General features: G+C 31.5%; 24 protein-coding genes. 22 read left to right on the plus strand and 2 right to left on the minus strand.

Annotated elements, in window-relative coordinates:
- Nucleotides 1-5 precede the first annotated feature (5 nt).
- A complete protein-coding gene (locus ACJDUH_RS06850; RefSeq protein ID WP_406764409.1) occupies nt 6-1,760 on the plus strand; it encodes a tetratricopeptide repeat protein in 1,755 nt (584 codons plus the stop codon).
- 174 nt (nt 1,761-1,934) lie between these two features.
- On the opposite strand, the gene ACJDUH_RS06855 is transcribed toward ACJDUH_RS06850, so the two are convergent.
- Complete coding sequence (locus ACJDUH_RS06855) at nt 1,935-2,441, minus strand: metallophosphoesterase family protein (RefSeq protein ID WP_406764410.1); 507 nt, start codon at nt 2,439-2,441, stop codon at nt 1,935-1,937.
- A 126-nt stretch (nt 2,442-2,567) separates the two neighbouring features.
- Here ACJDUH_RS06855 and ACJDUH_RS06860 point away from each other — a divergent pair, with 126 nt between their 5' ends.
- The 3 genes from ACJDUH_RS06860 to holA all read left to right on the plus strand — a co-directional run bounded on the left by ACJDUH_RS06860 (nt 2,568) and on the right by holA (nt 5,689).
- The gene (locus ACJDUH_RS06860; protein WP_406764411.1) at nt 2,568-2,870 is read left to right on the plus strand and encodes a hypothetical protein; all 303 of its coding nucleotides are present in this window, start codon (nt 2,568-2,570) and stop codon (nt 2,868-2,870) included.
- A gap of 196 nt (nt 2,871-3,066) precedes the next feature.
- Nucleotides 3,067-4,662 (plus strand): ComEC/Rec2 family competence protein, encoded by a 1,596-nt coding sequence (locus ACJDUH_RS06865; protein WP_406764412.1) that lies wholly within the window; start codon nt 3,067-3,069, stop codon nt 4,660-4,662.
- A 4-nt stretch (nt 4,663-4,666) separates the two neighbouring features.
- Nucleotides 4,667-5,689, plus strand: a complete 1,023-nt coding sequence (gene holA, locus ACJDUH_RS06870; RefSeq protein WP_406764413.1) for a DNA polymerase III subunit delta — start codon at nt 4,667-4,669, stop codon at nt 5,687-5,689.
- Nucleotides 5,690-5,722: 33 nt separating this feature from the next.
- Here the strand turns inward: holA and rpsT are convergent, their stop codons facing one another.
- Nucleotides 5,723-5,989, minus strand: coding sequence for a 30S ribosomal protein S20 (rpsT, locus tag ACJDUH_RS06875; RefSeq protein WP_406764414.1), 267 nt, complete (start codon nt 5,987-5,989; stop codon nt 5,723-5,725).
- 284 nt (nt 5,990-6,273) lie between these two features.
- Here rpsT and gpr point away from each other — a divergent pair, with 284 nt between their 5' ends.
- From gpr to ybeY, 18 genes are all read left to right on the plus strand, one after another.
- Entirely contained in the window at nt 6,274-7,248 is a 975-nt protein-coding gene (gene gpr, locus ACJDUH_RS06880) for a GPR endopeptidase (RefSeq protein WP_406764415.1), read from the plus strand.
- A gap of 111 nt (nt 7,249-7,359) precedes the next feature.
- Entirely contained in the window at nt 7,360-7,638 is a 279-nt protein-coding gene (locus ACJDUH_RS06885; protein ID WP_406764416.1) for a hypothetical protein, read from the plus strand.
- 126 nt (nt 7,639-7,764) lie between these two features.
- Nucleotides 7,765-9,570 (plus strand): translation elongation factor 4, encoded by a 1,806-nt coding sequence (lepA, locus tag ACJDUH_RS06890; RefSeq protein WP_406764417.1) that lies wholly within the window; start codon nt 7,765-7,767, stop codon nt 9,568-9,570.
- An 11-nt stretch (nt 9,571-9,581) separates the two neighbouring features.
- Nucleotides 9,582-10,712, plus strand: a complete 1,131-nt coding sequence (hemW, locus tag ACJDUH_RS06895; RefSeq protein WP_406764418.1) for a radical SAM family heme chaperone HemW — start codon at nt 9,582-9,584, stop codon at nt 10,710-10,712.
- A gap of 186 nt (nt 10,713-10,898) precedes the next feature.
- Nucleotides 10,899-11,936: a heat-inducible transcriptional repressor HrcA gene (hrcA, locus tag ACJDUH_RS06900; RefSeq protein ID WP_406764419.1), complete on the plus strand. Its 1,038-nt coding sequence runs from the start codon at nt 10,899-10,901 to the stop codon at nt 11,934-11,936.
- Between the two features lie 62 nt (nt 11,937-11,998).
- Entirely contained in the window at nt 11,999-12,598 is a 600-nt protein-coding gene (gene grpE, locus ACJDUH_RS06905) for a nucleotide exchange factor GrpE (protein ID WP_406764420.1), read from the plus strand.
- A gap of 120 nt (nt 12,599-12,718) precedes the next feature.
- Nucleotides 12,719-14,572, plus strand: a complete 1,854-nt coding sequence (gene dnaK / locus ACJDUH_RS06910) for a molecular chaperone DnaK (protein WP_406764421.1) — start codon at nt 12,719-12,721, stop codon at nt 14,570-14,572.
- Nucleotides 14,573-14,666: 94 nt separating this feature from the next.
- Entirely contained in the window at nt 14,667-15,791 is a 1,125-nt protein-coding gene (dnaJ, locus tag ACJDUH_RS06915) for a molecular chaperone DnaJ (RefSeq protein WP_406764422.1), read from the plus strand.
- 122 nt (nt 15,792-15,913) lie between these two features.
- Nucleotides 15,914-16,852 carry a 50S ribosomal protein L11 methyltransferase gene (gene prmA, locus ACJDUH_RS06920; RefSeq protein ID WP_406764423.1) on the plus strand — a complete coding sequence of 313 codons (939 nt, stop codon included), beginning with the start codon at nt 15,914-15,916 and terminating at the stop codon, nt 16,850-16,852.
- Between the two features lie 61 nt (nt 16,853-16,913).
- The gene (locus tag ACJDUH_RS06925; protein WP_406764424.1) at nt 16,914-17,675 is read left to right on the plus strand and encodes a 16S rRNA (uracil(1498)-N(3))-methyltransferase; all 762 of its coding nucleotides are present in this window, start codon (nt 16,914-16,916) and stop codon (nt 17,673-17,675) included.
- Entirely contained in the window at nt 17,675-18,976 is a 1,302-nt protein-coding gene (gene mtaB, locus ACJDUH_RS06930) for a tRNA (N(6)-L-threonylcarbamoyladenosine(37)-C(2))-methylthiotransferase MtaB (protein ID WP_406764425.1), read from the plus strand. Before ACJDUH_RS06925 ends, mtaB begins: the two co-directional genes overlap by 1 nt.
- A gap of 58 nt (nt 18,977-19,034) precedes the next feature.
- On the plus strand, nt 19,035-19,379 hold the full coding sequence (locus tag ACJDUH_RS06935) for a histidine triad nucleotide-binding protein (protein WP_406764426.1): 345 nt from the start codon (nt 19,035-19,037) through the stop codon (nt 19,377-19,379).
- A gap of 140 nt (nt 19,380-19,519) precedes the next feature.
- Nucleotides 19,520-19,696: a 30S ribosomal protein S21 gene (gene rpsU / locus ACJDUH_RS06940; protein WP_252131274.1), complete on the plus strand. Its 177-nt coding sequence runs from the start codon at nt 19,520-19,522 to the stop codon at nt 19,694-19,696.
- A gap of 23 nt (nt 19,697-19,719) precedes the next feature.
- Nucleotides 19,720-20,166 carry a GatB/YqeY domain-containing protein gene (locus tag ACJDUH_RS06945; protein ID WP_406764427.1) on the plus strand — a complete coding sequence of 149 codons (447 nt, stop codon included), beginning with the start codon at nt 19,720-19,722 and terminating at the stop codon, nt 20,164-20,166.
- A gap of 218 nt (nt 20,167-20,384) precedes the next feature.
- Nucleotides 20,385-20,669, plus strand: coding sequence for a sporulation protein YqfC (gene yqfC, locus ACJDUH_RS06950; protein WP_406764428.1), 285 nt, complete (start codon nt 20,385-20,387; stop codon nt 20,667-20,669).
- Nucleotides 20,653-21,801, plus strand: a complete 1,149-nt coding sequence (gene yqfD, locus ACJDUH_RS06955; protein ID WP_406764429.1) for a sporulation protein YqfD — start codon at nt 20,653-20,655, stop codon at nt 21,799-21,801. The genes yqfC and yqfD overlap by 17 nt, the downstream gene beginning before the upstream one ends.
- A 31-nt stretch (nt 21,802-21,832) precedes the next feature.
- Nucleotides 21,833-23,929 (plus strand): HD family phosphohydrolase, encoded by a 2,097-nt coding sequence (locus ACJDUH_RS06960; RefSeq protein ID WP_406764430.1) that lies wholly within the window; start codon nt 21,833-21,835, stop codon nt 23,927-23,929.
- A 13-nt stretch (nt 23,930-23,942) separates the two neighbouring features.
- Nucleotides 23,943-24,449 carry an rRNA maturation RNase YbeY gene (gene ybeY, locus ACJDUH_RS06965; protein WP_406764431.1) on the plus strand — a complete coding sequence of 169 codons (507 nt, stop codon included), beginning with the start codon at nt 23,943-23,945 and terminating at the stop codon, nt 24,447-24,449.
- Nucleotides 24,450-24,479: the final 30 nt, after the last annotated feature.

A 24,479-nucleotide genomic window follows, 5' to 3' on the forward strand; every position in this document is an offset into this window, starting at 1 on the left:
ATTGTTTGAAAGCTGCAGAAGAAAATGTGGAGATATCTAGAAATATAAAAAAATCAAAGCAAAAGATAAGTGTAACTGCCTTAATAAAAGAGGCAGAAGCCTTTGAAAAGATAAATGATATTCATTTGGCGATAAAAAGCTATGAGAATGCACTTTCAATCTGCATATCTGAGAATAATACTGCTGATGTATTTCACCTATCCATGAAACTTGGAGACTTTTATCAGTTAAGCGGTAAATTAGAAGAGGGATTACAGTTCTTTCTAAAAGCAAAAGCTTCAGCAGAAATTCTTCAGAATAAAGCCTTAATTATAGATGCCTTAAATAAAATTGCAGATAGCTATATAAGCTGTTATGAAATTGAAAATGCCCTAAAGTATTCAGAGGAAGCTTCTAAAGTTCTAAATGAAATTGATTATTTAAAAGGGAAAATTGAAAATAACATTGGTATGTCACGCATTTACAATATAAAAAAAGAGTATTTTAAGGCTAGAGAACTCTGCAATGAATCATTGCTACTCTGTGGCGATAAATACCCTCTATTTAGAGGGAAATTATATATTTCGCTAGCAGATCTTTATAAAAATATTACTAGCCCAGAAGAGCACTTAGAACTTTTAAGGCAGGCCTATGAGTGCTTTGAGAAGGCTGATTATGAAAGAGGGCTGTTTGGTGTTATAAATAATATTGCAGTTGTATATGCTGAAAAGTTACATGATTATGAAAAGGCACTTGAATATTATAAAAAACTAAAAAAACTTTGCGAAGGTTCTATTTATGTGGAGTTTCTTAAAATATGCTATCTTAATATTGGAGAAGTCAATTTAAAATGTTTTAATTATAAGAAGTCCCTTCGTTGGCTTAATAAGGCTATAAAAATGCCTTCTGGAGCCTATGCTGATAATATATTAGCTTATAATTACGTCTTTTTAGTACAAGCTAACTTAAAGAAGTATAACTACACAAAAGCTTATGACTTTTTAATGAAGGCTGAAAAAGAGGTAGGTAAAAACTCCAATACTGAATATACATTAGTACAATATTATAAAGCAGCAGCCTTAATTTTTAATGAGTTTGGAGACACTAACTGCGCTAAATCATATATAAAAAAAGCATTGGATTCAGTTGAAAAAGATGAAACATTGATTAAATGGAATATAGGTATTATATATGAATATATAAAGCTAAGTGAGGCTAAAAATGAGACTGATGTAATTGATATAGTTGATGGAGTAAGCTATGCTCTATCAAAATACAAAAATAAAGACCAAATTTTAGAGTCTGTTTACAATATTACTATAGCATTAATAGATTTGAACTATAATAAAATAGCACTTGATTTTTTAAGTAAGTATAATTCAATGAAACCAGACTATGAAATATTAAAACTAAAAAAGATGTTTATTGATATTAAACTAAGTAAAAGTGAGAATACAAAATTATTATTAAAGGCTTTAAAGCTAGCCCAAAAAATAAGTGATGTTAATTTTGAATGGAAGTTATCCTGCTTAATAGGAGACTATTATTTAAAAAATGATGATGCTAAGGAAGCTTTAAATTATTATAATGCCGCCTTTAAAATTGTTAAAGAAATGGTTTTATCTGTGCCTGAAAAGTATAAAATACAATATGCAAATGCAAGTAAAGTTTTAGAGGCCTATAATAAATTAGTTATGGCAATGTACTATAATTCAAAGATAGAACTTGAGGTTTGTAAAATAATTACTAGTATTGACCAACTAAATGAGATATTTAATTAATTAGTTCTATGGAATTTTTTAAGTATGAGAAACTATAATAATTAGTTTAATTTATTTTATAAATTAACTACTATTAATGAAGAATTATAAAGAACAAGAATTTCTTTATAATTCTTCATTTTTCATTTATAATTTTAATTATTAACTTAGTATTCTTAATTCTTAAAAAGATTTTTAAAGTTTATCAAAGAAGTTAATTTGAGCATTAATGTGTCCTTTACTAAGCTCTAAAATTATATAAGAATACCATCTATCCTTTCTTTTACTTGTTGGTGAGCCTGGGTTTAACATTAGAATTTTATTTACAGTCTTTATTATAGGCTGATGACTATGTCCGAAAATTATAATATCCACTTTATTGTCTTTAAACATTTCATAAGCTCTATCAATGGTAGTTTTTGCATTGCCATGTCCATGATAAATTCCAATTTTATAGCCCATAATATTGATAAGTTCTTTTTCTTTAACTCTTTCTTTTATAAGATCTCCATCATTATTACCAAAAACTCCAATAAATTTTTTTTGATTTTCTAAAAGATCAATAACCTTACTGTTTTTAAAATCTCCGGCATGTATTATTAAATCAACAGCTTTTAAATGTTTATTTAATAAATCCTCAATTTTATATAAATCCTTTGAAATATGTGTATCTGAAATAATTCCAATTTTTATGTTGACCACCTCCTAAACACCTATAGTTATACATTATTCTTAGTATGCTTCAAATGTTAAATGGATTTTCATTAAAGACTGCTTCTGATTAAAGACATAGGTTTTGGATAAAATAATGATGGAGGTGTATTAAGTATGATTAATAATGTGTTTGAAACTACAGTAATGGGAAGCAATATTGTTTATTTGAATATACCTGAAGAGGATTATTTTTTAAGCTATGATTCAATAACTAGAAAAGCTGCGGAAGAAATAAGTAATACCTATTTTTTGCTTAGAAGCAGAGATGGAATTCCTGAGGTCTTAGATATAGAGCATCACGAACCTAGCCATAGGGTGAAAATTACCCTTGAGGTAAAAGATGCCACTGATAACAATAGGCCTTTATATAAGGTTCCAGATTCTCTAAATATCACAAGAAATAATGAAGTTCGTTAAACCTCTTGTATTTTATGGAATCGCTCTTTTTATAGGTTGTATTTCTTATATAGCTTTTAAAAATAGTTTAATTATAGGTGCAGTTTTAACTGCATCTTTTTTAATCATAATTCTCTCAACACTAGATACTAAATATTCAATAATAATTCTTTGCTTTTTATTTCTTGGGATACTTAGCTCACACCTCTACTATAATATGGAAGTGAATTCAAATACTTTTAATATAAGGCTTACAAAATATAATGAATTTTATTCTTATGGTATATTAAACGGAAGAAAGGTGCTGCTTAAGGGAAATCTTAAAAAAGAGGATGAGGGATTAAGCCTAATAATTAATGGAAAATTTGAAGACATAAGAGATTATGAAAAAGGAATTGTTGGAACCATATACATAGATAGTGCTTCAAGTGGAAAGAAGGATTTTATTTCTAATATAAGTACCTTTAAGCAGAAATTATATTATAAATTCATGGCTAGTTTAGGTGAAGAAAGAGCAGCACTTATAATGTCCCTTTGCTATGGGGAAGCAAATTACCTCTCTGATATTCAAAAGGACGACTTCAAAAAACTTGGGGTTGTCCATGCCATTAGTGTATCAGGCTTTCATATGGCCATTATATATAAGGTTCTAGAAGGTGTTTTTGGAATAGGACCATCTATACTCGTTTCACTTTTATATGCCTTATTCACAGGGGCACAGCCTGCAACCTTAAGGGCATTTTTGATGATATTTACTTTAAAAATGTCTAAAAAGGTGTTTAAGAATTATGATGGTCTTTCAGCCCTAAGCTTGTCAGGTATAATTATTCTTACTTTAAAACCATATTATTGCCTGGACTTAGGTTTTATATTGTCATATCTTTCAACTTTAGGAATCATGCTTTATTATAACAAAATTAGAAGAGCTCTTTATTATATCCCAAATAAGATAAATGAAAGTATCAGCCTAACTCTAAGCGCACAGGTTTTTTCAATGCCCTACGCTGCACTTTCCTTAGGAAATCTTAGTTTTGGCTTCATTCCAGGAAATATAGTTTTATTACCTCTTTATACCGTGCTTGTCTTAATAGGGAATATAGCCTTATTGTTTTATAAAATTGATTTTTTATTTAACATATTAAATAAACTTTTAGCATTAATTATGCTGGTTTTAGAAGGTGCAACTTATACCTTGCTTTTAATAACACCTAAGGTAGTATATTTGAATTTCTTTCAAAGCTTTGCTCTTTTACTCACTATTATTTCTTTTATATTAATTAAAAGGGGAATGAATAATTTAAAACCAGTTCCTCTCTTAATAGCCATCTTATTAGCTTTAAATAATTATAAGTTTTTCCCAAATATACAGTATATAGATTTAGGTGCAAGTGATGGTGCAATTATTGAATATAAATTAAATAAAATCTTAATAGTCAATGATGGTGAAAATATAGTAAACAACATAAAGACTATTGATAATAAATTTAACTTCACAAGAATTATTAAAAATTCTAAAGAAGGCTTAACTTTCAAAATTGATACTAATTTTTATGTAAAGACTCTACCTAATTTAAATTCAGAGGCAGGTGAGCTAAATATAGAAGTATTTTCAAATAATAGAAGAACTATTTTCACAAGAAACTCTCAGAACTTTACGGATATTGATTTAAAAAAGTGTGATATAATAGTGTTGCCTCAGAAAAGATATTATTTTGCTAAAAATGTTACAATCAATAGCTTAAAAACGTCAAGTTATGATATTGTCTTTAATAAGGCATATCCTAGTTTTGCATTAAGCAAAGGAAAGGAGTAGTTTCTTGCTTGAATATATTGAATTAGAAGAGAAACTTAAAAATAATAAATTTGAGAATTGCTATATATTTTGCGGCATTGATGAAGCATTGATGAAGGAAAAAATTACATTTATTAAGAAAAAGGCTCTTAATGCCTCCTTTTCAGATATAAATTTTGTTCAATTCGATGGGAAAACGGCAGATATGGAAGCAGTTATTAACACTTGCGACACTATACCATTTTTAGATGAGAAAAAGGTAGTTGTTGTTTTCAGAGCCGAGTTTCTAGGAGAAGGAGAAGATAAAACCTCTAATAAAAGCTTTGAGCTCCTTCAAAAATATATTGAGAATCCTGCTAAGCATACAATTTTAATTGTCTATTATGTGTTTAAAGAAGACAGGGAGAAGCCAAGCAACAAAATTAAGAAATTAGATAAAAAAACTTCCGTTGTAAAATTTGATAAATTAAAGGGCGCAAATCTTGAAAAAAAGATTAAGGCACTGTTTGATGAAAGAAACAAAAATATAGGCAGGGCAGAACTAAAATTTTTCTGTGAGGAAATTGAGAACAACATGGAAGCTGTAAAAAATGAAGTTGAGAAGCTTTGCTGCTATGTAAGTAACAAGGAAATTACAAGAGAAGATATTTTGATGATGCTGCCACCAAAAGCTGATAATGATATATTTGATTTGGTGGATTCAATATCACAAAAGAAATTGGAAAAAGCATTGGACATCTTGTCGGAACTTTTATATAAAGGAGAGAAGCTTACCTATATTTTGTATATGGTTGAAAGGCAGTTTAATCTACTTTTGCAATTAAAACTAGGAATTGAAAAAGGGAAAACAAAGGATGTGCTTTCTAAAGAGTTGAAAATGAATCCCTATATTTGTGATAAAATGATGCTTCAAAGTAAAAGATTTACACTAAAAAACTTAAAAACTGCTATTAATGACTGTTTAGAAAGTGAAGAAGTACTTAAAAGCTCGCCAGTTAACAGTAAAACTGAAGTAGAATTATTGATTCTAAAAACCATAACAGCATAAAAATAAAAAACCGGTTAAAAACCGGTTTATTTATTAAGCAGAAATAGAATTTAACTTTGCAGCTAATCTAGATTTCTTTCTTGAAGCCATATTCTTATGAATTATTCCTTTAGAAGCAGCCATATCTAAAGCTTTTACAGTATTAGTGAAAGCAGCTTTAGCTTCTTCAAGGTTTCCGCCTGTTACAGCAACTTCAAACTTCTTTATAGTAGTTTTAAGAGCTGATTTAACCATTTTGTTTCTAAGTGTTTTAACTTCGATAACTTTTATTCTCTTTTGAGCTGATTTAATATTTGCCATTGGTTTTCACCCCCTTATTTTTTTATAGGGTCTCAGCAGTTTGGGGAAATCTGCGTCCGAGTTATTTACATAACAAACCATATTATAACACTTATTTTTTAGCACTTCAATAGTAAATTACAAAAATCACCTTGGAAGTCTATATTTTTGAAGTTATTCTTTCTATTTAAAATTATATCTTCTACATGACCGTATAGTATGAGTTTAATTGGAAAAGATAAGGTTAAAAATAATAAGAAAGATAAAACTCTTCTTACAAACTTATTTTTTAAAGGAGCAAAAACATGATAAATGTAAGAACTGATTTGGCAATTGAAGCTAAGGAAATATATGAAAAGAAAAGTAATGGAAGATATCCAGGGGTTGAAGTTTCTGAAGAAAAGGATGGAGACATAAAGATTACAAAAGTTAGAATAGTAGATGAGGTAGGGGAAAAAGCTATGGGTAAGCCCATAGGAAGCTATATTACACTAGACATACCTGCTGTAACCCATTATGATAGTGATTCAATGGACGAGGTAAGTGAAGCTATGGCTAAGGTACTATCTCCCATGATAAATTTAGATAAAAGTATGACAGCACTTGTAGTTGGACTTGGAAATTCAAGCATTACGCCAGACGCCTTAGGTCCAAAGGTTATTTCAAAACTAATGATTACAAGACACTTAAAGGAATTAGTGCCTGACAGCATAGACGAAAATATAAGGCCAGTATGCGGGATTTCACCGGGAGTTTTAGGTACCACAGGCATAGAAACTGGTGAGATAATAAAGGGTGTTGTGGAAAAAATTAAGCCGAATTTGATTATTTGCATAGATGCCTTGGCCTCTAGAAAAATGGAAAGAGTAAATAAAACTATCCAAATTGGAGATACTGGAATTTCACCAGGTTCTGGAGTTGGAAATAAGAGAATGGAAATTAGTAAACGTTCACTTGGAATTCCAACAATAGCAATAGGCGTTCCTACAGTGGTGGATGCTGCCACTATGGCTAATGACACCATTGATTTGGCCATAGATGAAATGATAAAACAAGCTACAAACGGTGGGGAATTTTATAATATGCTGCGGGGTATAGATAAAAATGAAAAGCAGAAAATGATTGAAGAAATTTTAAATCCCTATGTAGGAAACTTAATGGTAACACCAAAGGAAGTAGATTTAGTGGTAGATTCACTCTCAAAGGTAATAGCTAATGGCATAAATATAGCCTTGCAGCCAGCTTTAGAACTTGAGGATATTAATAGATACATGAATTAAATTAATAAAAAAAATGGTATTTTTTGAATAAAATAAATAAAAAAGTACATCCTTTTATATATGGAGGAATTCAAGGAGTAATCATTGAATGCCTAAAGGAGGTACTTTTTTGTGTTTAAAAGGTCAAAATATTTTTTAATAATTTTTATTTCTCTTGGCATAGTTTTTTATGGCTTTATAACAGTCAGCAATGTTCTGCCTGATTTCATAAAGGAAAGATCAGCATTTAAAGTTTCCTACAGCACTAAACCCTTTGATCTACAATTTGATATTGGAGATTATATAGTTTACTTAAACAACAAAGCAGTTGATAATTACAAAAGAGGTGCAGATGAGTTTATGCATAACCTTGTTACAAATAATCCAATAAAAAAGATTTTAAAGCAATAATAGCTATTTAATTCCTTAATAAAACTAAAAAAATATTATAAAGGTTGATTTACAGTATTTATTGACAAATTCCCTGGTTACTATGTTATAATTTATTTTGATTTAATACGTTATGGGGGTAGAACTATGCAAACAGATAGACAAAAGCATATTAGAAATTTTTCTATAATTGCTCATATAGATCATGGTAAATCAACACTTGCAGACAGGCTTTTAGAAAGTACAGGTACCTTGACGCATAGAGAAATGGAAGAACAGGTTCTAGATAATATGGAACTTGAAAAAGAGAGAGGTATAACTATAAAAGCACAGGCTGCAAGGCTTATATATAAAAGAGAAAATGGTGAAGAATACATATTAAATTTAATTGATACTCCAGGGCATGTAGACTTCAACTATGAGGTATCAAGAAGCTTAGCTGCTTGTGAAGGTGCTGTACTTGTTGTAGATGCTACCCAAGGAATACAAGCCCAAACTTTAGCAAATTGTTACTTAGCTCTAGACCACAACCTTGAAATAGTACCAGTTATAAACAAAATTGATCTTGCAAGTGCAAGACCTGAAGAAGTTATTCATGAAATTGAGGATATTATTGGAATAGAGGCTCATGATGCACCTTTAGTTTCAGCTAAGTCCGGACTAAATATTGAACAGGTTTTAGAGGCAATAGTTAATAAGGTTCCAGCCCCTGAAGGAGACGAAGAAAGTCCATTAAAGGCCCTTATTTTCGACTCCTACTATGACAGCTATAAAGGTGTAGTTTGTTATGTAAGGCTAAAAGAGGGAAACGTCAAAGTTGGAACAAAAATTAAGCTCATGTATACAAATAAAGTTTATGACGTTACTGAAGTAGGTGTATTTTCTCCTCAAATGTTTCCTATTTCAGAACTTAGAGCTGGTGATGTAGGCTATATTACAGCATCTATTAAAAATGTTAGAGATGCAAGAGTTGGAGATACAATTACAGAAGCAGACAGACCTGCTTTAGAGGCTTTAGAAGGGTACAGACCAGCAGTGCCAATGGTATTTAGCGGTATCTATCCTGTAGATGGTGCAAAGTACGAGGAACTTAAGGAAGCTATAGAAAAGCTCCAGTTAAATGATGCCTCCTTAAGCTTTGAACCAGAAACATCAATAGCATTAGGTTTTGGCTTTAGATGCGGCTTTTTAGGATTACTTCACATGGAAGTAATTCAAGAAAGAATTGAAAGAGAGTTTAATATAGATATTATTACAACGGCTCCTTCTGTAATTTATAAAATCAGCAAAACAGACAACACTGTTATAGAGCTGACCAATCCAAGTAATATGCCGGAAGCTTCAACTATTAATTTTATGGAAGAACCTATAGTAAAAGCGTCCATTATCACTCCAACAGATTATGTTGGGGCTGTTATGGAATTATGCCAAAATAGACGTGGAAGCTTTAAGGATATGCAGTATCTTGAGGAAACAAGAGCAGTCTTAAATTATGACATTCCACTTAATGAAATAATATATGATTTCTTTGATGCGCTAAAATCAAGAACAAGGGGATACGCTTCCTTAGATTACGAACTTAAAGGCTATGCAGAAAGCAAACTTGTTAAGCTTGATATCTTGCTTAATGGCGATACTGTGGATGCATTGTCTATGATTGTTCCAGAAGAAAGAGCTTATTATAAAGGAAGAGGCATGGCTGAAAAATTAAAGGAAATAATACCAAGACAGCAATTTGAAATACCAATTCAAGCTGCTGTAGGCTCTAAAATTATTGCTAGAGAAACAGTTAAAGCTCTTAGAAAGGACGTTCTGGCAAAATGTTATGGCGGTGACATAACAAGAAAGAAGAAGCTTTTGGAGAAACAAAAAGAAGGTAAAAAGAGAATGAGACAGATAGGTACGGTGGAAGTTCCACAAGAAGCCTTTATGTCAGTATTAAAGATAGATTAAGGAGAAAAGTAATGGAAGAGCCAATAGCATTATATCTGCATATACCATTTTGTAAACAAAAATGTTTTTATTGCGATTTTCCTTCCTTTGCCTGTAAAGACAACTTAATGCTTAATTATACAAATGCACTTTGTAAGGAAATAAGTAGTGCGGCAAATTATAAAATTGGTTCGATTTTCATAGGTGGGGGTACTCCCACCTATTTGTCTTTAGAGTGTTTAATGCTATTAAAGGAAGCAATAGCTAAACTAGATCTTACCGAGAATATGGAATTTACAGTGGAAGGAAACCCAGACAGCTTTAATAGTGAAAAGCTAACCATATTTAAAGCCATGGGAGTAAACAGACTAAGTATAGGACTGCAAGCATGGCAGGATACCCTGCTTAAGAATATTGGACGAGCACACAATAGGCAGCAATTTTTAAATACTTTTAAAACAGCAAGGAGTTTAGGGTTTAATAATATAAATGTTGATCTTATGTTTGGCTTGCCAAATCAAACCTTCCTTAATTGGAAGGAAACCTTAGAAAAGGTTTTAGAGCTAAATCCAGAACACATTTCTTGCTACAGTTTAATTGTAGAAGAAGGGACACCATTTTATAAAAGTAATGAACTTGGAAAGCTAAATCTGCCAGAAGAAGATGTAGAAAGAGAAATGTACGAATTTGCAATAGAATTTTTAAAATCAAAAGGCTATATGCAATATGAAATATCCAACTTCAGCAAAGATGGTTTAGAGTGTAAGCACAACTTAACTTACTGGAACTTAAAGGATTATATTGGCTGCGGCTCCAGCGCTCATTCTTACATAAATAATACAAGGTATAGAAATGAATCTGATATAGAAAAATATATTTACGGCATAAATAGTGGGACAAATGCTGTAATTGAAAAGCATGTAAACTCATTAGAGGATAATATGGAAGAATTTATGTTTATGGGACTTAGAAAAATAGATGGTATATCTATAGAAGAATTTAAATTGAGATTTCAAAATGATATACATAATATCTATTCTAAGGTATTAGATAAGTTTTTAAAAACTAACCTTCTGGTATTAGAGGGTGATAGATTATTCTTAAGTGCAGAGGGCATAGAATTATCTAATCAAATTATGTGTGAATTTATACTTTCGGTATGATGATCATAGTAAAATAGAGAAAATTAGAGAAAAACGAAGTAATTAAAAAATAAAAAATTATAATTAAGATATTTGATTTATATATGGATAATTTAATTAATTGACAAAAGAATTTAATAGTGATATGTTTTAAACATAGTGATTAGCACTCACCGACAGCGAGTGCTAATAAAAAGAGGTGATTGTATGGAGATGGACGAAAGAAAGATTAAAATTCTTCAGGTCATAATAAATGATTATATATCTACAGCTGAGCCTGTTGGTTCCAGAACCATTGCAAAAAAATATGATTTAGGCATAAGTCCTGCAACTATTAGAAATGAAATGGCAGATCTTGAAGAAATGGGATTTCTTGAACAACTTCATAGCTCCTCTGGTAGAAAGCCATCAGATAAAGGTTATAGGCTATATGTTGATAAGCTTATGAAATTGCCTCAGTTAACTACTGAAGAGGAAAATTTAATTAAGAGTCAGCTTTTAAATTCTGCACTTTACGAGGTGGAGAAGATTGTAAAGCAAGCAACTCAGTTATTATCAGAGCTTACTAAACTTACCTGTATTGTAAAGGCTCCTTCAGCAAATAAAAGTTATATTAAATCAATTCAGCTTTTAAGTGTTGATAATAACAATATTCTTGCTGTTATTATTACTGATACAGGAATTATAAAAAATACAGTCATAAGGATTAAAACCCCTGTAAGTACAGAGGATTTAGTAAAATTAACTAATATTTTAAATGGAAGACTTAAAAATTTAAGTATTGAAGATATAAATCTCACAGTTATTAATTATCTTAAAACAGATTTAATAAATTACGAGGAAATTTTTGATGCTATAATACCTGCGCTGCATGAAAGCTTAAGCAGTTCAGATATATCTGAAATATATCTTGAAGGTGCAACAAATATATTCAATTATCCTGAATATAACCAAATAGATAAAGCAAGAGACTTCTTGTACCTTCTAAATAATAAAGAAAATATTAAGGAAATGTTAAATCAGTCCAATAATATTTCCATCACAATTGGCGGAGAAAATAATTTAGAAGAAGCAAAGGACTTAAGTATAATATCAGGTATATATAGTATTTATGGAAGACCCCTTGGGGCAATAGGGGTAATTGGCCCTACCAGAATACCCTATTCTAAAGTTATTAGTATTTTATCTAAAATATTAAAAAATATAAATGATTCACTTAATCAATCATATTTAGATGATAGATGATCTATCTATTTTTGAATATGTATTAGGTTTAAAATGGTTTTTGCAGAAGGGAGCAGCGATAAATGGAAAAAGAATTCAAGGACGAAAATATACAAGTGGATAATGAGGAAACCTTAGAACAGGCAGAATTAATGGAGGATAAAGAATTCGAAAATACTGATAATGAATTACTTGCTTCACTTAAGGGTGAGTTTACTAAATTACAAGATGATAATAGAAAGCTTAAAGAAGAAAAGGATAAAGCAGAAAATGAGCTTAATTCAATAAAGGACAGATTACTTAGACTTTCTGCTGAATATGAAAATTATAGAAAAAGAACTGCAAAAGAAAAAGAAGGAATATATTCAGATGCCTGTGAAGACATTCTAAAAAATATGCTTCCTGTTTTAGATAATTTGGAAAGAGCAGCTATTGTGGATGGTAAGGCAGAAGATATTAAAAAGGGTATTGATATGACAATCAGGCAGTTTAATGATAGTCTTGAAAAGCTTCAAGTAACTGAGATTCCGGTAAATGAAGGCTTTGACCCAAATATGCACAATGCTGTTATGCATGTAGATGATGATAACTTTGGCCAAAATGAAATAGCAGAAGTTTTTCAAAAGGGATTTATAAGAGGAAACAAAGTCATAAGACACAGTATAGTTAAAGTAGCTAATTAAAAAATTAAACATAAATTTTTTAGTTTAAAGAACACAATATTTGTGTTCAAAATAAGAATTGAAGGTATCACAAATATTTAAATATTTGTGCAGAATAAGGAATACAAGGAGGATATTAAAATGGGAAAAGTAATAGGAATCGACTTAGGAACAACAAATTCATGTGTAGCAGTTATGGAAGGTGGAGAACCTGTTGTTATAGCTAATGCAGAAGGTGCAAGAACTACTCCTTCAGTAGTATCTTTTCAGGCAAATGGAGAAAGATTAGTAGGTCAGGTTGCTAAAAGACAGGCAATTACAAATCCTGATAAAACTATAATATCAATAAAGAGGCAGATGGGAACTAGCCATAAGACAAACATAGATGGCAAGGATTATACACCACAAGAAATTTCAGCAATGGTACTTATGAAAATAAAGGCAGATGCTGAGGCTTATTTAGGTGAGAAAGTAACTCAAGCAGTTATAACTGTACCAGCATATTTTAATGACAGCCAAAGACAAGCAACTAAGGATGCAGGAAAAATAGCAGGACTTGAAGTACTTAGAATAATAAATGAACCAACTGCAGCATCACTTGCATATGGTCTTGATAAGCAAAATGAGAGCCACAAAATATTTGTATATGACCTAGGTGGTGGAACCTTTGATGTATCCATTCTAGAACTTGGTGATGGTGTATTTGAGGTTAAATCAACAAATGGTAATACAAAGCTTGGTGGAGATGACTTCGACCAAAGAGTTATGGACTTTATTGCTGACACCTTTAAGAGAGAAAATGGAATTGACTTAAGAAATGACAAGATGGCATTACAAAGATTAAAGGAAGCTGCTGAAAAGGCTAAAATAGAATTATCAGCATCACTTCAAACAAACATTAATCTGCCATTTATAACAGCAGACGCTACAGGTCCAAAGCACATAGACATGAATCTTACAAGAGCTAAATTCAATGAATTAACTCATGACTTAGTTGATGCTACAATAGAGCCAATGAGAAAAGCTCTTAATGATGCTGGACTTTCAATGAATGAAATAGATAAAGTTATATTAGTTGGTGGTTCTACAAGAATACCTGCAGTTGTAGATGCAGTTAAAAACTTTACTGGAAAAGAACCTTCTAAAGGAGTAAATCCTGATGAGTGTGTTGCAGTAGGAGCAGCAATACAAGCTGGAGTATTAACAGGAGATGTAAAGGACGTATTACTACTTGATGTTACTCCACTAACACTTGGTATAGAAACCATGGGAGGAATTGCAACTCCATTAATACAAAGAAATACAACTATTCCTACAAGAAAGAGCCAAATATTCTCAACTGCAGCAGATGGTCAAACCTCAGTTGAAATAAATATAGTTCAAGGCGAAAGACAAATGGCAGCTGATAATAAGACACTTGGAAGATTCACATTATCAGGCATAGCTCCAGCTCCAAGAGGAATTCCTCAAATAGAAGTTACCTTTGATATAGATGCAAATGGTATTGTAAATGTTTCAGCTAAAGATAAGGGAACTGGAAAAGAAGCAAACATTACAATTACAGCTTCAACAAATTTAAGTGATGAAGAAATTGATAATGCAGTAAAAAATGCTGAAAAATTTGCAGAAGAAGATAAGAAGAGAAAAGAAACTATTGAAGTTAAGAATAATGCTGACCAAATGGTTTATCAGTCAGAAAAAACTTTAAAGGACCTTGGAGATAAGGTTTCTGCAGAAGACAAGGCTAAGATCGAAGACAAAATCAAAGCTGTTAATGCAGTAAAGGATGGAACTGATATAGAAGCTATTAAAAAGGCTACAGAAGAATTAACTAATGAGTTTTATGCAGTTTCTTCAAAGATGTATCAAGCAAATGGCGGAGCAGAGGGTGCAGGCTTTGACCCAAATAACATGGGCGGAGCTAATGCACAGGGCAGTGCACCTCATGATGATAATGTAGTTGATGCAGATTTTAAAGTTGAGGATGACAAATAAATAATTTCAAGTATAATATATAAGGGATGGGTAACTAAACCCCTCCCTTAATTTAAGTCTTAATGAAGTAATATATAGGTGGTGTAAAACTTAGATGGCTAAAAAAGACTACTATGAGGTGCTTGGCCTTCAAAAGGGTGCAAGTGACGATGAAATTAAAAAAGCTTTTAGAAAGCTAGCCATAAAATATCATCCTGATAAAAATCAAGGCAATAAAGAAGCTGAAGAGAAATTCAAAGAGATAAATGAAGCCTATCAAGTGCTTTCAGACCCGGAAAAGAAATCTAATTATGATCAGTATGGAACTGCTGATTTTAATGGTGCCGGTGGTTTTGACGGAGGCTTTGATTTTTCTAATATGGGTGGCTTTGGAGATATATTTGAAAGCTTTTTTGGTGGTGGTTTTTCTTCAGGAAGAAGAAAAAATGGTCCAGAACGTGGAGCTGATGTAGAATATAACTTAAATCTAACCTTTGAAGAAGCTGTTTTTGGAGTAGAAAAGGAAATTTCAATTCATAAACATGAGAACTGTGAAACCTGCAGAGGAACTGGCGCTAAACCAGGTACTTCACCTAAAACCTGTGATAAATGTGGTGGTACAGGTCAAATAAAGGTACAGAGAAATACTCCTCTTGGAACCTTCCAAAGCATTAATACCTGTGATAAATGCGGAGGTAAAGGTAAAATTATTAGTGATCCATGTCCTACTTGTAGAGGAACAGGTAAAGAGAGAAAGCTTAGAAAAATTAAGATTAATGTGCCAGCTGGTGTTGATACCGGCAATGTTATTCCATTAAGAGGTCATGGAGAACATGGTAATAATGGTGGATCCCCTGGAGATCTATATATAAATATAAGAGTCGCTTCCCATCCTCAGTTTAAAAGGAAGGGTTTCGATATCTATATAGATAGACATATTAACTTTGCGGAGGCAACTGTAGGCTGCGAATTAAAGGTACCAACAGTGGATGGAGAAGTTAAATATGATGTTCCTTCTGGAACACAGCCAGGAACAGTTTTCAGATTAAAGGGAAAAGGAGTTCCAAGAGTTAACAGCAGCGGCCGTGGTGACCAATATGTTAATATTATTGTAGACATTCCAAAGACCTTAAATGAGAAACAAAAAGAAGCCTTAAGACTGTTTATGGAAGCAAGTGGCAGCAGTCATGAAGAGATAAAAAAGTCATTTATGGATAAACTTAAAGGAAGCTTTAAGTAAGTAAAAACTTCGTTCTATAATAAAGAACGAAGTTTTTTATACTTATAAGTTTACTATATTGGAGGATTTGGTATAATAAATACTAAGCATTACTAATTTTAAGCTAAGGAAGGATTGAAACAATGGAAGGAAAATGGATTGAGGTTAAAATTGTAACCAGCAGTGAAGCTTTAGAAGCTGTAAGTGGAATATTTTATACTCTAGATGTTAAGGGAGTAGCAATAGAGGACCCAAGGGACATATTAGAAAGAGAACAGGGGCCTTTAAGCTGGGACTTTGCAGATATAAATATATTTGAATATGGAAGTGATGCGGCAGTAATAAAAGGGTATTTTGCTGTTGAGGACAACATAGAAGAGATTAAAAGCTATATTGAAGAAAAATTAGTTTACATAAAGGAATTAGGGATAGATATTGGTAAGGGCCAGGTAATGGTAAACGCAGTTTATGAAGAAGATTGGGCTAATAATTGGAAGAAGTATTATAAACCAACTAAAATTGGTGATAAAATAGTTATTAAGCCAATTTGGGAAGCTTATGAGACTAAGGGCGAGGAAATAATAGTTGAAATGGATCCTGGTATGGCCTTTGGAACAGGAACTCATGAAACTACTAGAATGTGTATAGAAGCACTTGAAAAGAAGGTGCAAAAGGAAAGTACTGTATTTGATATTGGCACAGGCTCAGGAATACTTGCTATTACAGCTGCGAAGCTTGGTGCTAAGAAAGTTATTGGAGTTGACTTAGATCCTGTAGCTGTTGATTCTGCAAAACAAAATACTTCTTTTAATAAAATAGATAATATAGAAATAATTCATGGAAACTTAATGGAAGTAGTTGAAGGTAAAGCTGATATTGTGGTTGCAAATATAATTGCTGAGGTAATAATGTTTTTGTGTGAGGACGTTAAAAAGTTTTTAAAACCAAATGGTTATTTTATTAGCTCAGGAATAATAAAAGATAGAAAAGATGATGTGGCAAAGAAATTAACAGAAGTAGGTTTTAAAATTCATGAAATTAATGAACTTGGAGAATGGGTGTGTATTATAGCAAGTCTATAGTTTTAATTATAGCTGGCAAGTATATAAGGCATTTAATCAAGCCGCAGGGAGTAAGTAATATATGAATAAATTTTTTGTGCAAAAGCAAAGTATTTCTAATAATAGGGCAATTATTGAAGGGGAAGACGTTAAACACATATATAAGGTGCTTAGACTAAATACTTTAGATAAAATAAGCATAAATGACTGTGAAGGTACAGAGTATTTAGGTGAAATATCTGAAATTACAAAGTCTAGAGTAGAAGTTAGGCTTTTAGATAAACTTCAAATAAACAATGAAAGTCCATTAAATGTATACTTATTTCAGGGTCTGCCAAAGTCCAGCAAAATGGATCTTATAGTTCAAAAAAACACGGAGCTTGGCATTAAGGAAATCACCCCTGTAATTACAGAGAGAGTAGTAGTTAAAAATGAGCTTGGTGAATTTAGGAAGGTAGACAGGTGGAATAGAATAGCCTTAGAAGCCTCAAAACAAAGTAAGAGAAGCCTAATACCAAAGATAAATACTCCTATTGAATTTAAGGATTTACTTATGGAGTTAAAGCTTATGGACTTAATATTAGTGCCCTATGAAAATGAAGAAAATATAGGTCTTAAAAATATTAATTTTAAAGATAGAAAAAACATAAAAAACGCTGCAATAATTATTGGACCTGAAGGCGGCTTTGAGAATTCTGAAATAGAGTCCTTAAAGAATTTAGGAGCCCATATTATTACCTTAGGGCCAAGAATATTAAGGACAGAAACCGCTGGTTTTGTTTGTGTGTCTCAAGTAATGTATGAGCTTTCGGATATGGGCGGGAATGAAGGAGATTTAATTTAATGAAGGTAGCATTTTCGACTTTGGGCTGCAGAGTGAATCAATATGAGTCTGAAGCCATGACAGAAAAATTTTTAAAAGAAGGCTATGAGGTTGTTGATTTTGACAACTTTTCAGATGTATATGTTATAAATACCTGTACAGTAACAAATATGGGGGATAAGAAGTCAAGACAGATGATAAGCAGGGCAAGAAGGCATAATGAAAATGCAATTATTGCTGTGGTTGGCTGTTATTCTCAAATTGCTCCTGATGAGGTATCTAAAATTGAAGGTGTAGATATTGTCCTTGGTACAAGGAATAAGGGGGATATTATTTATTGGGTAAACAGAGTTCGGGCGGAAAACAAACAGCTTGTTGAAGTTAATGATGTACTTAAAAATAAGGATTTTGAGGATCTTAATATAGAAGAATATCAAAACAGAACCAGGGCCTTTATTAAAATTCAAGATGGCTGCAACAGGTTCTGCTCTTACTGCCTAATTCCATTTGCAAGAGGTGCTGTGTGCAGCAAGCCACCTAAAAAGGTTATAGAAGAAGTGATAGAACTTTCGGAGCATGGCTTTAAAGAAGTAATTTTATCTGGCATACATACAGCCTCCTATGGCGCAGATTTTACTGAAAACTTTACTTTGGTAGACCTATTAGAAAAGGTAAATGAGGTACCTGACATAGAGAGAATTAGAATTGGATCTATAGATCCAACCTTCTTTACTGATGAAGTTATTGAAAGAATAGTTAAACTTAAAAAATTATGCCCTCATTTTCATCTGTCGCTTCAAAGTGGCTGTGATGTCACTCTGCAAAGGATGAATAGACATTATACTTCACAGGACTATAGGAAGGTAGTAAATAAGCTTAGAGAAAAAATATCAGATGTATCTATTACAACAGATATTATTGTTGGCTTTCCAGGTGAAACAAATACAGAGTTTGAAGAAACCTATAATTTTTTGAAAGAAATAAAATTATCTAAGATGCATATATTTAAATTTAGTCCAAGAAAAGGAACAAAGGCTGCGGCCATGCCAAATCAAGTTGATGGAAGTGTAAAAGAGGAAAGAAGCAGTACCTTAATTTCTTTAAATATTGAATTAGAAACTGAATTCATGAGTAAATTTATAGGAAGAAAAATGAAAGTGCTTTATGAACAATGCTATAATAATGACAGTGAAAAATTTGAAGGCTATTCTCCAAATTATATAAAGATAATAGCTGAAAGTAAAGCCAATATCGAGGGCTTAATTCTAGAAACACAATTCCAGGAAGTATGTAATGACCATGTAAAAGGAAGCTTAATTTAATGCTTTTTTTATAAAGGAAGTCTATTTTAAATGCCTTAATATAAAGGAGGTGATTTTTATGGATAATTGTATATTTTGCAGTATAATAGCTGGTAAGATTCCCAGTGAAAAAGTCTTTGAAGATGAGAAGGTTTTAGCCTTCAAAGACATAAATCCTGAAGCTCCCGTACATATTATTATTATACCTAAAAAGCATATAAACAGTATCAATGATTTGGAATATACTGATAATGAATTAATAGGTCATATTTATAATGTGGCAAAGGAAATAGCTGCTGATTTAAAGATAAATGAAAGCGGTTATAGAGTGGTGACAAACTGTGGAATGGACGCTGGTCAATCCGTTTTACACCTGCATTTTCACCTTCTAGGTGGAAGAAGTTTAACCTGGCCTCCAGGTTAAGGAAATGGGTAGTTTATTACAATGAAATTGTTGACAGTTAACAATTAAATATTGTATAATAAAAAATGTGCTATTAAACCCATTAGGCGCTGCATTTAAATTTAAAAGTTATTTTGTGCTAGCGGAGGGAGGGATAAGATATGTCAGAAATAAGAGTTGGAGAAAACGAAACATTGGATAGTGCGTTAAGAAGATTTAAGAGAAAATGCGCTAGAGCTGGGGTTCTTTCTGAAGTTAGAAAGAGAGAACATTATGAAAAACCAAGCGTTAAAAGAAAGAAGAAATCTGAGGCTGCAAGAAAGAGAAAGTTTAAATAGAATTCCTGAAAGAAGGTACAATTATGTCTCTTAAGGAAAGACTGCAAGATGATTGGAAGCAAGCTTTAAAAGCTAAAGATAAATTTAGAGCTGATACTATTAGTATGGCAAGAGCCGCTGTATTACAGGTTGAAAAAACTGATGCCGTAACTCTCGGTGATGAGGAAATTATTGGAGTTATTGCAAGAGAAGTAAAACAGAGACGAGAGGCTGTACTTGAGTTCGAAAAAGGGAAAAGACAAGATTTGGTTGATCAAACAAATAATGAAATCGAAATCTTGCTTAATTACCTTCCTCAGCAGTTAACAGAAGAAGAAATATTAGTTATGGTTCAAGATGCAGCTGTTGAAGTAGGTGCAAATAGCATAAAGGATATGGGTAAAGTTATGCAAGTGTTGACTCCTAAAGTAAAAGGAAGAGCCGACGGTAAGCTTGTAAGTCAACTTGTAAAAGAACATTTAAATAAATAATAATGATTATAAAAGGTTCAGTTTACTGAACCTTTTATTTATTTATATACAATGCAATAAAGTTCTTACATTAGCTATTTCATAAAATATCCAATCTTCAAGGATTTTTAGGACATAACTAATGAATTAGAACTTTTGCATTGTATTTTTTAAAGCAGTCATTTATTAATTTTATTTTTCATAAATTTAGTAAGAAAGAATTATCTTGAGGTGAAGGTATGGAAAGTAAAATCATAAAGACTAAAGAAATTATAGCTGAAAAATTAGATTTTCCGAGAGACGTTGTTTTAGACATCCCTAAGATAACTATAATTGGAGATAATGAGATTACTATAGAAAATCATAAGGGAGTAGTAATTTTTGATGAAGAGAAAATGAAAATTAATTCAAATGCCGGTTTAATAACTATTTACGGGAACAGCTTCAAAATATTGTTTATGGGGGGAAGCACATTGACTATAAGTGGAAAATTTAAGTCAATGATGTATGAAAATAATGTTTGAACATTCAAGAATTAAAAGAGGTAGAGTAACAGTTGAAGCAGAGTCTCATAAACCGGAAAAGTTTGTTAATTTTCTTTGGAGAAGTGGTGTCCATATTAAGAATATACATAAAATAAGTATAACTACTATTATTTTGGACATTAACCTTAAGGATTTTAACAAGGTGAAAGAAGCCGCCTTAAAGACTAATACTAATATTAGAATTCTTGAAAACAAGGGAATTTCTTTTTTTATTCTTAAATTAAAAAGAAGAATTGCACTATTTTGCGGGATTTTTATCTTTGCAGGTCTTATATACTATCTTTCAGGATTTATATGGAAAATTGATATTAAAACAGAAGATAACTTAACTCCTTATGAAATAAGACAGCAATTAACTGCCTTTGGAATTGTGCCAGGAATAAGAAAAAGCAGTTTTAATGTTTATGAATTAGAAGACAAAATGATAAAAAATAATAATAATATAATGTATTTAAAAACTTCAATAGAAGGTTCAAGACTTCTTGTAAGTGCTTATGAAAAAATACCACCACCAAGCACTATAGAAGATAATATTCCCTGTAATTTAGTAGCCAAAAAAGATGGTCAGATTATAAGGGTATTTACTTCTGCTGGAACCTCCATTGTAAAGCCTAATGAAATGGTGCGAAGCGGACAGCTCCTAGTAAAAGGTGAACAAGGAAAAGAAGGAAACGTATATAATGTTCATGCCAAAGGAGAAGTTTATGCCAAAACCTTTTATGATGCTTCAAAAGAGGTAGCCTTTAAGGGAGTAAAGAAGGTAAGGACAGGAAATAAAATTGAGAATTATTATATAGAAATCTTCGGTAAGAGAATTTATTTTAAAAATAGTTTAAATAAATTCAAAACCTATGATAAAATAGTAGAAAAAAGCAATATAATCAAAAGTGAAACATTTTATGAAACCGTAGAAACAAAATATATATTAGAGCCTAATGAAATAATTGACACTGCAGCAGCGCAGCTCTATGCAAAACTTACAGAAAGCTTTGATAAGTCTGTAAAGGTTTTGGACAAAAAGGTTATTTCGGAAGTTAATGGAGACAACTACAAGGTTAGGGTGTTAATTACTGCAGAAGAAAATATTGCATTACCTGAAAAGCTTAAGTAAGTATAGTTTTAATAACAAAAGGTGGGGTAACATGGGCACGTTTAATTTTAAGGGTTTTGTGCAGAGAAATAAGCTAAAGAATGTTTTAATATATGTTGTTACGTTTATTATAATTTATATACTTTTAATAACATCCCTAATTACTAAAACTTATGACATTCAGGAAGGCAGCATTGCTAAATTTAGCATAAAGGCTCAAAGAACCACAGTTGATGAATTTAGTACCAAAGCTAAGAAAGATGAGGCCGTAAATCTAATTCCAGCACAATATAGTATAGATACAGGGGTTAAAGATACTGCTCTTAATATGGTATCCACCTTATTTTCTAAAGCAATACAATTAAAAGATGTAAATCTTCCAGATAAGGATAAAATTACGCAATTATCAAGTATATCCAATGCCTTGTTATCTGAGGAAGACTTTGGGACATTAGTAAAAATGGATAAGGAAGGGCTTTCAAATCTTGAAAGCTTTCTTTTAAGTACACTTACAGATGTTTATAACTTCAGCATACAGTATAACCCGGATGTAAGTGCTGAATTAAACAACGAAAACCTTAAAAGGGCACAGGATATGGTGCAGCTTAAATTCAACAGTTCAAATTTTCCTAAGGCTACAAGAGACTTAGGTACCAACATAGGAATAAAATTGGTTAAGCCAAACTCCTTTTATGATAAAAGTAAAACAGAAGAAATGAAAAATGAGGCAATAAATAAGACTGCTCCGGTAATTATTCAAAAGGATCAGATTATTGTTATGGAAGGAGAGCAGGTAACTAAGGAAAAATATGAGCTTTTGCAGAGCCTTGGATTATTAAATAGCAATAATAAATCTGAATGGTATATCTATACTAGTTTAGGAATTATAATAATCCTGCTGCTTTTTATGGAGCATTTTTACATATATAAGTATCATAGAGATATTTATAAGGATATAAAAAAATTGACTCTAATAAACTTAATCACAGTTATTTCCTTACTTCTTACTAAAAGCTTAACTATTGCATCCCCCTTTTTAATACCTTTAGCTTTTGCTCCTTTAATTATAAGTCTTTTAATAAATAACAGGATTTCTCTTACTATTAATATAATCAACGTAATATTTATAAGCGCTGCCACTAATTTCAATATAGAAATTACCTTGCTTGCAATTGTAAATACCTTTGCAGGAGCATTGATTATTAATAAACAGTATCAAAGAAATGATATTGTGTATTCCTCTTTGTATATCTCCATAATCAATATAATAGCAACCTTTTCAATAGGTTTTTTATTAAGCAATAATTCCAAAGATGTTTTAACTCAAGCTGGATATTCTGCTATTGGAAGTGGTTTATCTGGAATCTTAACTATCGGGTTACTCCCATTTTTTGAAAGTTTCTTTGATATTGTTACAACTATTAAGCTGCTTGAATTATCAAATCCTAATAATCATCTTTTAAAGAAGCTATTGATGGAAGCTCCTGGAACCTATCATCATAGTATTTTAGTAGCAAACTTAGCTGAACTTGCATGTGAAGAGGTTGGAGGTAATCCAGCTCTAGCAAGAGTTTCAGCTTATTACCATGATGTGGGTAAAATCAAGAGACCTTACTTTTTTAAAGAAAATCAAATGGCAATTGAGAATCCACATGATAAGATAACTCCAAATTTAAGTGCTCTTATAATTATTTCACATGTAAAGGATGGAATAGAGCTTGCTAAAGATTATAAATTGCCCCAAATAATTCAAGATATTATTCTTCAGCATCACGGAACCTCCTTAGTAAAATATTTTTATGTAACAGCGAAAAATAATAGTGATAGCCCTGATGAAATAGTTGAGGAGGACTTTAGATATTCAGGACCAATTCCTCAAAGTAAGGAAGCAGGCATTGTTATGCTTGCTGATAGTATTGAAGCTGCTGTACGCTCAATAAATGAACCAAACCAGGATAAGATTGAAGCTATGGTAAATAATATTGTTAAAAATATTTTATCAGAAGGTCAGCTTGATGAATGTGATCTTACCTTAAAGGATATAACTAAGATTAAGAAAACTTTTGTAAATAGCCTAAATGGAATCTACCACAAAAGAGTTGAGTATCCCGAAGACAAGTGGGCCCACAAAACTCAGGATAAAATTTAAAAGGAGTACTTTAATGATTCTAATAGATAACAGACAAAGTAATATTATAATTAAAAAAGAAGAAGAAGAAATTTTAAAAGAAATAATAGACTATACCTTAAAAGAAGAGGGAGTTAACATTGAATACGAAGTAAGTGTTATTTTTGTTGATAATACTGCTATAAGGGAACTAAATTTAGAGTTTAGAAATATAGATAGAGAAACGGATGTACTATCTTTTCCAATGCTTGAGTATACTCCTAAAAAGGTTTTTAAGGATTTATACATAGATTACCACTTTACTGATGACTGCTACGATGAAGATAGACTTGTTTTAGGGGATATTGCACTATCTCTTGAAAAGGCAAAAAAGCAAAGCGAAGAATTTGGACATTCATTTATAAGGGAAGTTTGCTATCTAACTATACATTCTCTTCTTCATCTCCTAGGTTATGATCATATTGAAGAGGATGATAAACTTAAAATGAGAATAAGGGAAGAAGAAATTTTAGGAAAGTTTAATATTAAAAGGGATATATAATAACTTACAGCCGTATATAATAAAGGGGAT

It is taken from the genome of Candidatus Clostridium radicumherbarum, assembly GCF_045310525.1.
Taxonomy (GTDB): domain Bacteria; phylum Bacillota; class Clostridia; order Clostridiales; family Clostridiaceae; genus Clostridium_AT; species Clostridium_AT radicumherbarum.

Coding starts and splice junctions, on each gene's coding strand:
- rpsU (WP_252131274.1), top strand. CDS start 19,520: ATGTCAGAAATAAGAGTTGGAGAAAACGAAACATTGGATAGTGCGTTA.
- prmA (WP_406764423.1), top strand. CDS start 15,914: ATGGAAGGAAAATGGATTGAGGTTAAAATTGTAACCAGCAGTGAAGCT.
- ACJDUH_RS06925 (WP_406764424.1), top strand. CDS start 16,914: ATGAATAAATTTTTTGTGCAAAAGCAAAGTATTTCTAATAATAGGGCA.
- hrcA (WP_406764419.1), top strand. CDS start 10,899: ATGGAGATGGACGAAAGAAAGATTAAAATTCTTCAGGTCATAATAAAT.
- dnaJ (WP_406764422.1), top strand. CDS start 14,667: ATGGCTAAAAAAGACTACTATGAGGTGCTTGGCCTTCAAAAGGGTGCA.
- ACJDUH_RS06865 (WP_406764412.1), top strand. CDS start 3,067: ATGGAAGTGAATTCAAATACTTTTAATATAAGGCTTACAAAATATAAT.
- rpsT (WP_406764414.1), bottom strand. CDS start 5,989: ATGGCAAATATTAAATCAGCTCAAAAGAGAATAAAAGTTATCGAAGTT.
- yqfC (WP_406764428.1), top strand. CDS start 20,385: ATGGAAAGTAAAATCATAAAGACTAAAGAAATTATAGCTGAAAAATTA.
- grpE (WP_406764420.1), top strand. CDS start 11,999: ATGGAAAAAGAATTCAAGGACGAAAATATACAAGTGGATAATGAGGAA.
- ACJDUH_RS06960 (WP_406764430.1), top strand. CDS start 21,833: ATGGGCACGTTTAATTTTAAGGGTTTTGTGCAGAGAAATAAGCTAAAG.
- dnaK (WP_406764421.1), top strand. CDS start 12,719: ATGGGAAAAGTAATAGGAATCGACTTAGGAACAACAAATTCATGTGTA.
- ACJDUH_RS06860 (WP_406764411.1), top strand. CDS start 2,568: ATGATTAATAATGTGTTTGAAACTACAGTAATGGGAAGCAATATTGTT.
- lepA (WP_406764417.1), top strand. CDS start 7,765: ATGCAAACAGATAGACAAAAGCATATTAGAAATTTTTCTATAATTGCT.
- gpr (WP_406764415.1), top strand. CDS start 6,274: ATGATAAATGTAAGAACTGATTTGGCAATTGAAGCTAAGGAAATATAT.
- hemW (WP_406764418.1), top strand. CDS start 9,582: ATGGAAGAGCCAATAGCATTATATCTGCATATACCATTTTGTAAACAA.
- ACJDUH_RS06945 (WP_406764427.1), top strand. CDS start 19,720: ATGTCTCTTAAGGAAAGACTGCAAGATGATTGGAAGCAAGCTTTAAAA.
- ACJDUH_RS06935 (WP_406764426.1), top strand. CDS start 19,035: ATGGATAATTGTATATTTTGCAGTATAATAGCTGGTAAGATTCCCAGT.
- ybeY (WP_406764431.1), top strand. CDS start 23,943: ATGATTCTAATAGATAACAGACAAAGTAATATTATAATTAAAAAAGAA.
- yqfD (WP_406764429.1), top strand. CDS start 20,653: ATGAAAATAATGTTTGAACATTCAAGAATTAAAAGAGGTAGAGTAACA.
- mtaB (WP_406764425.1), top strand. CDS start 17,675: ATGAAGGTAGCATTTTCGACTTTGGGCTGCAGAGTGAATCAATATGAG.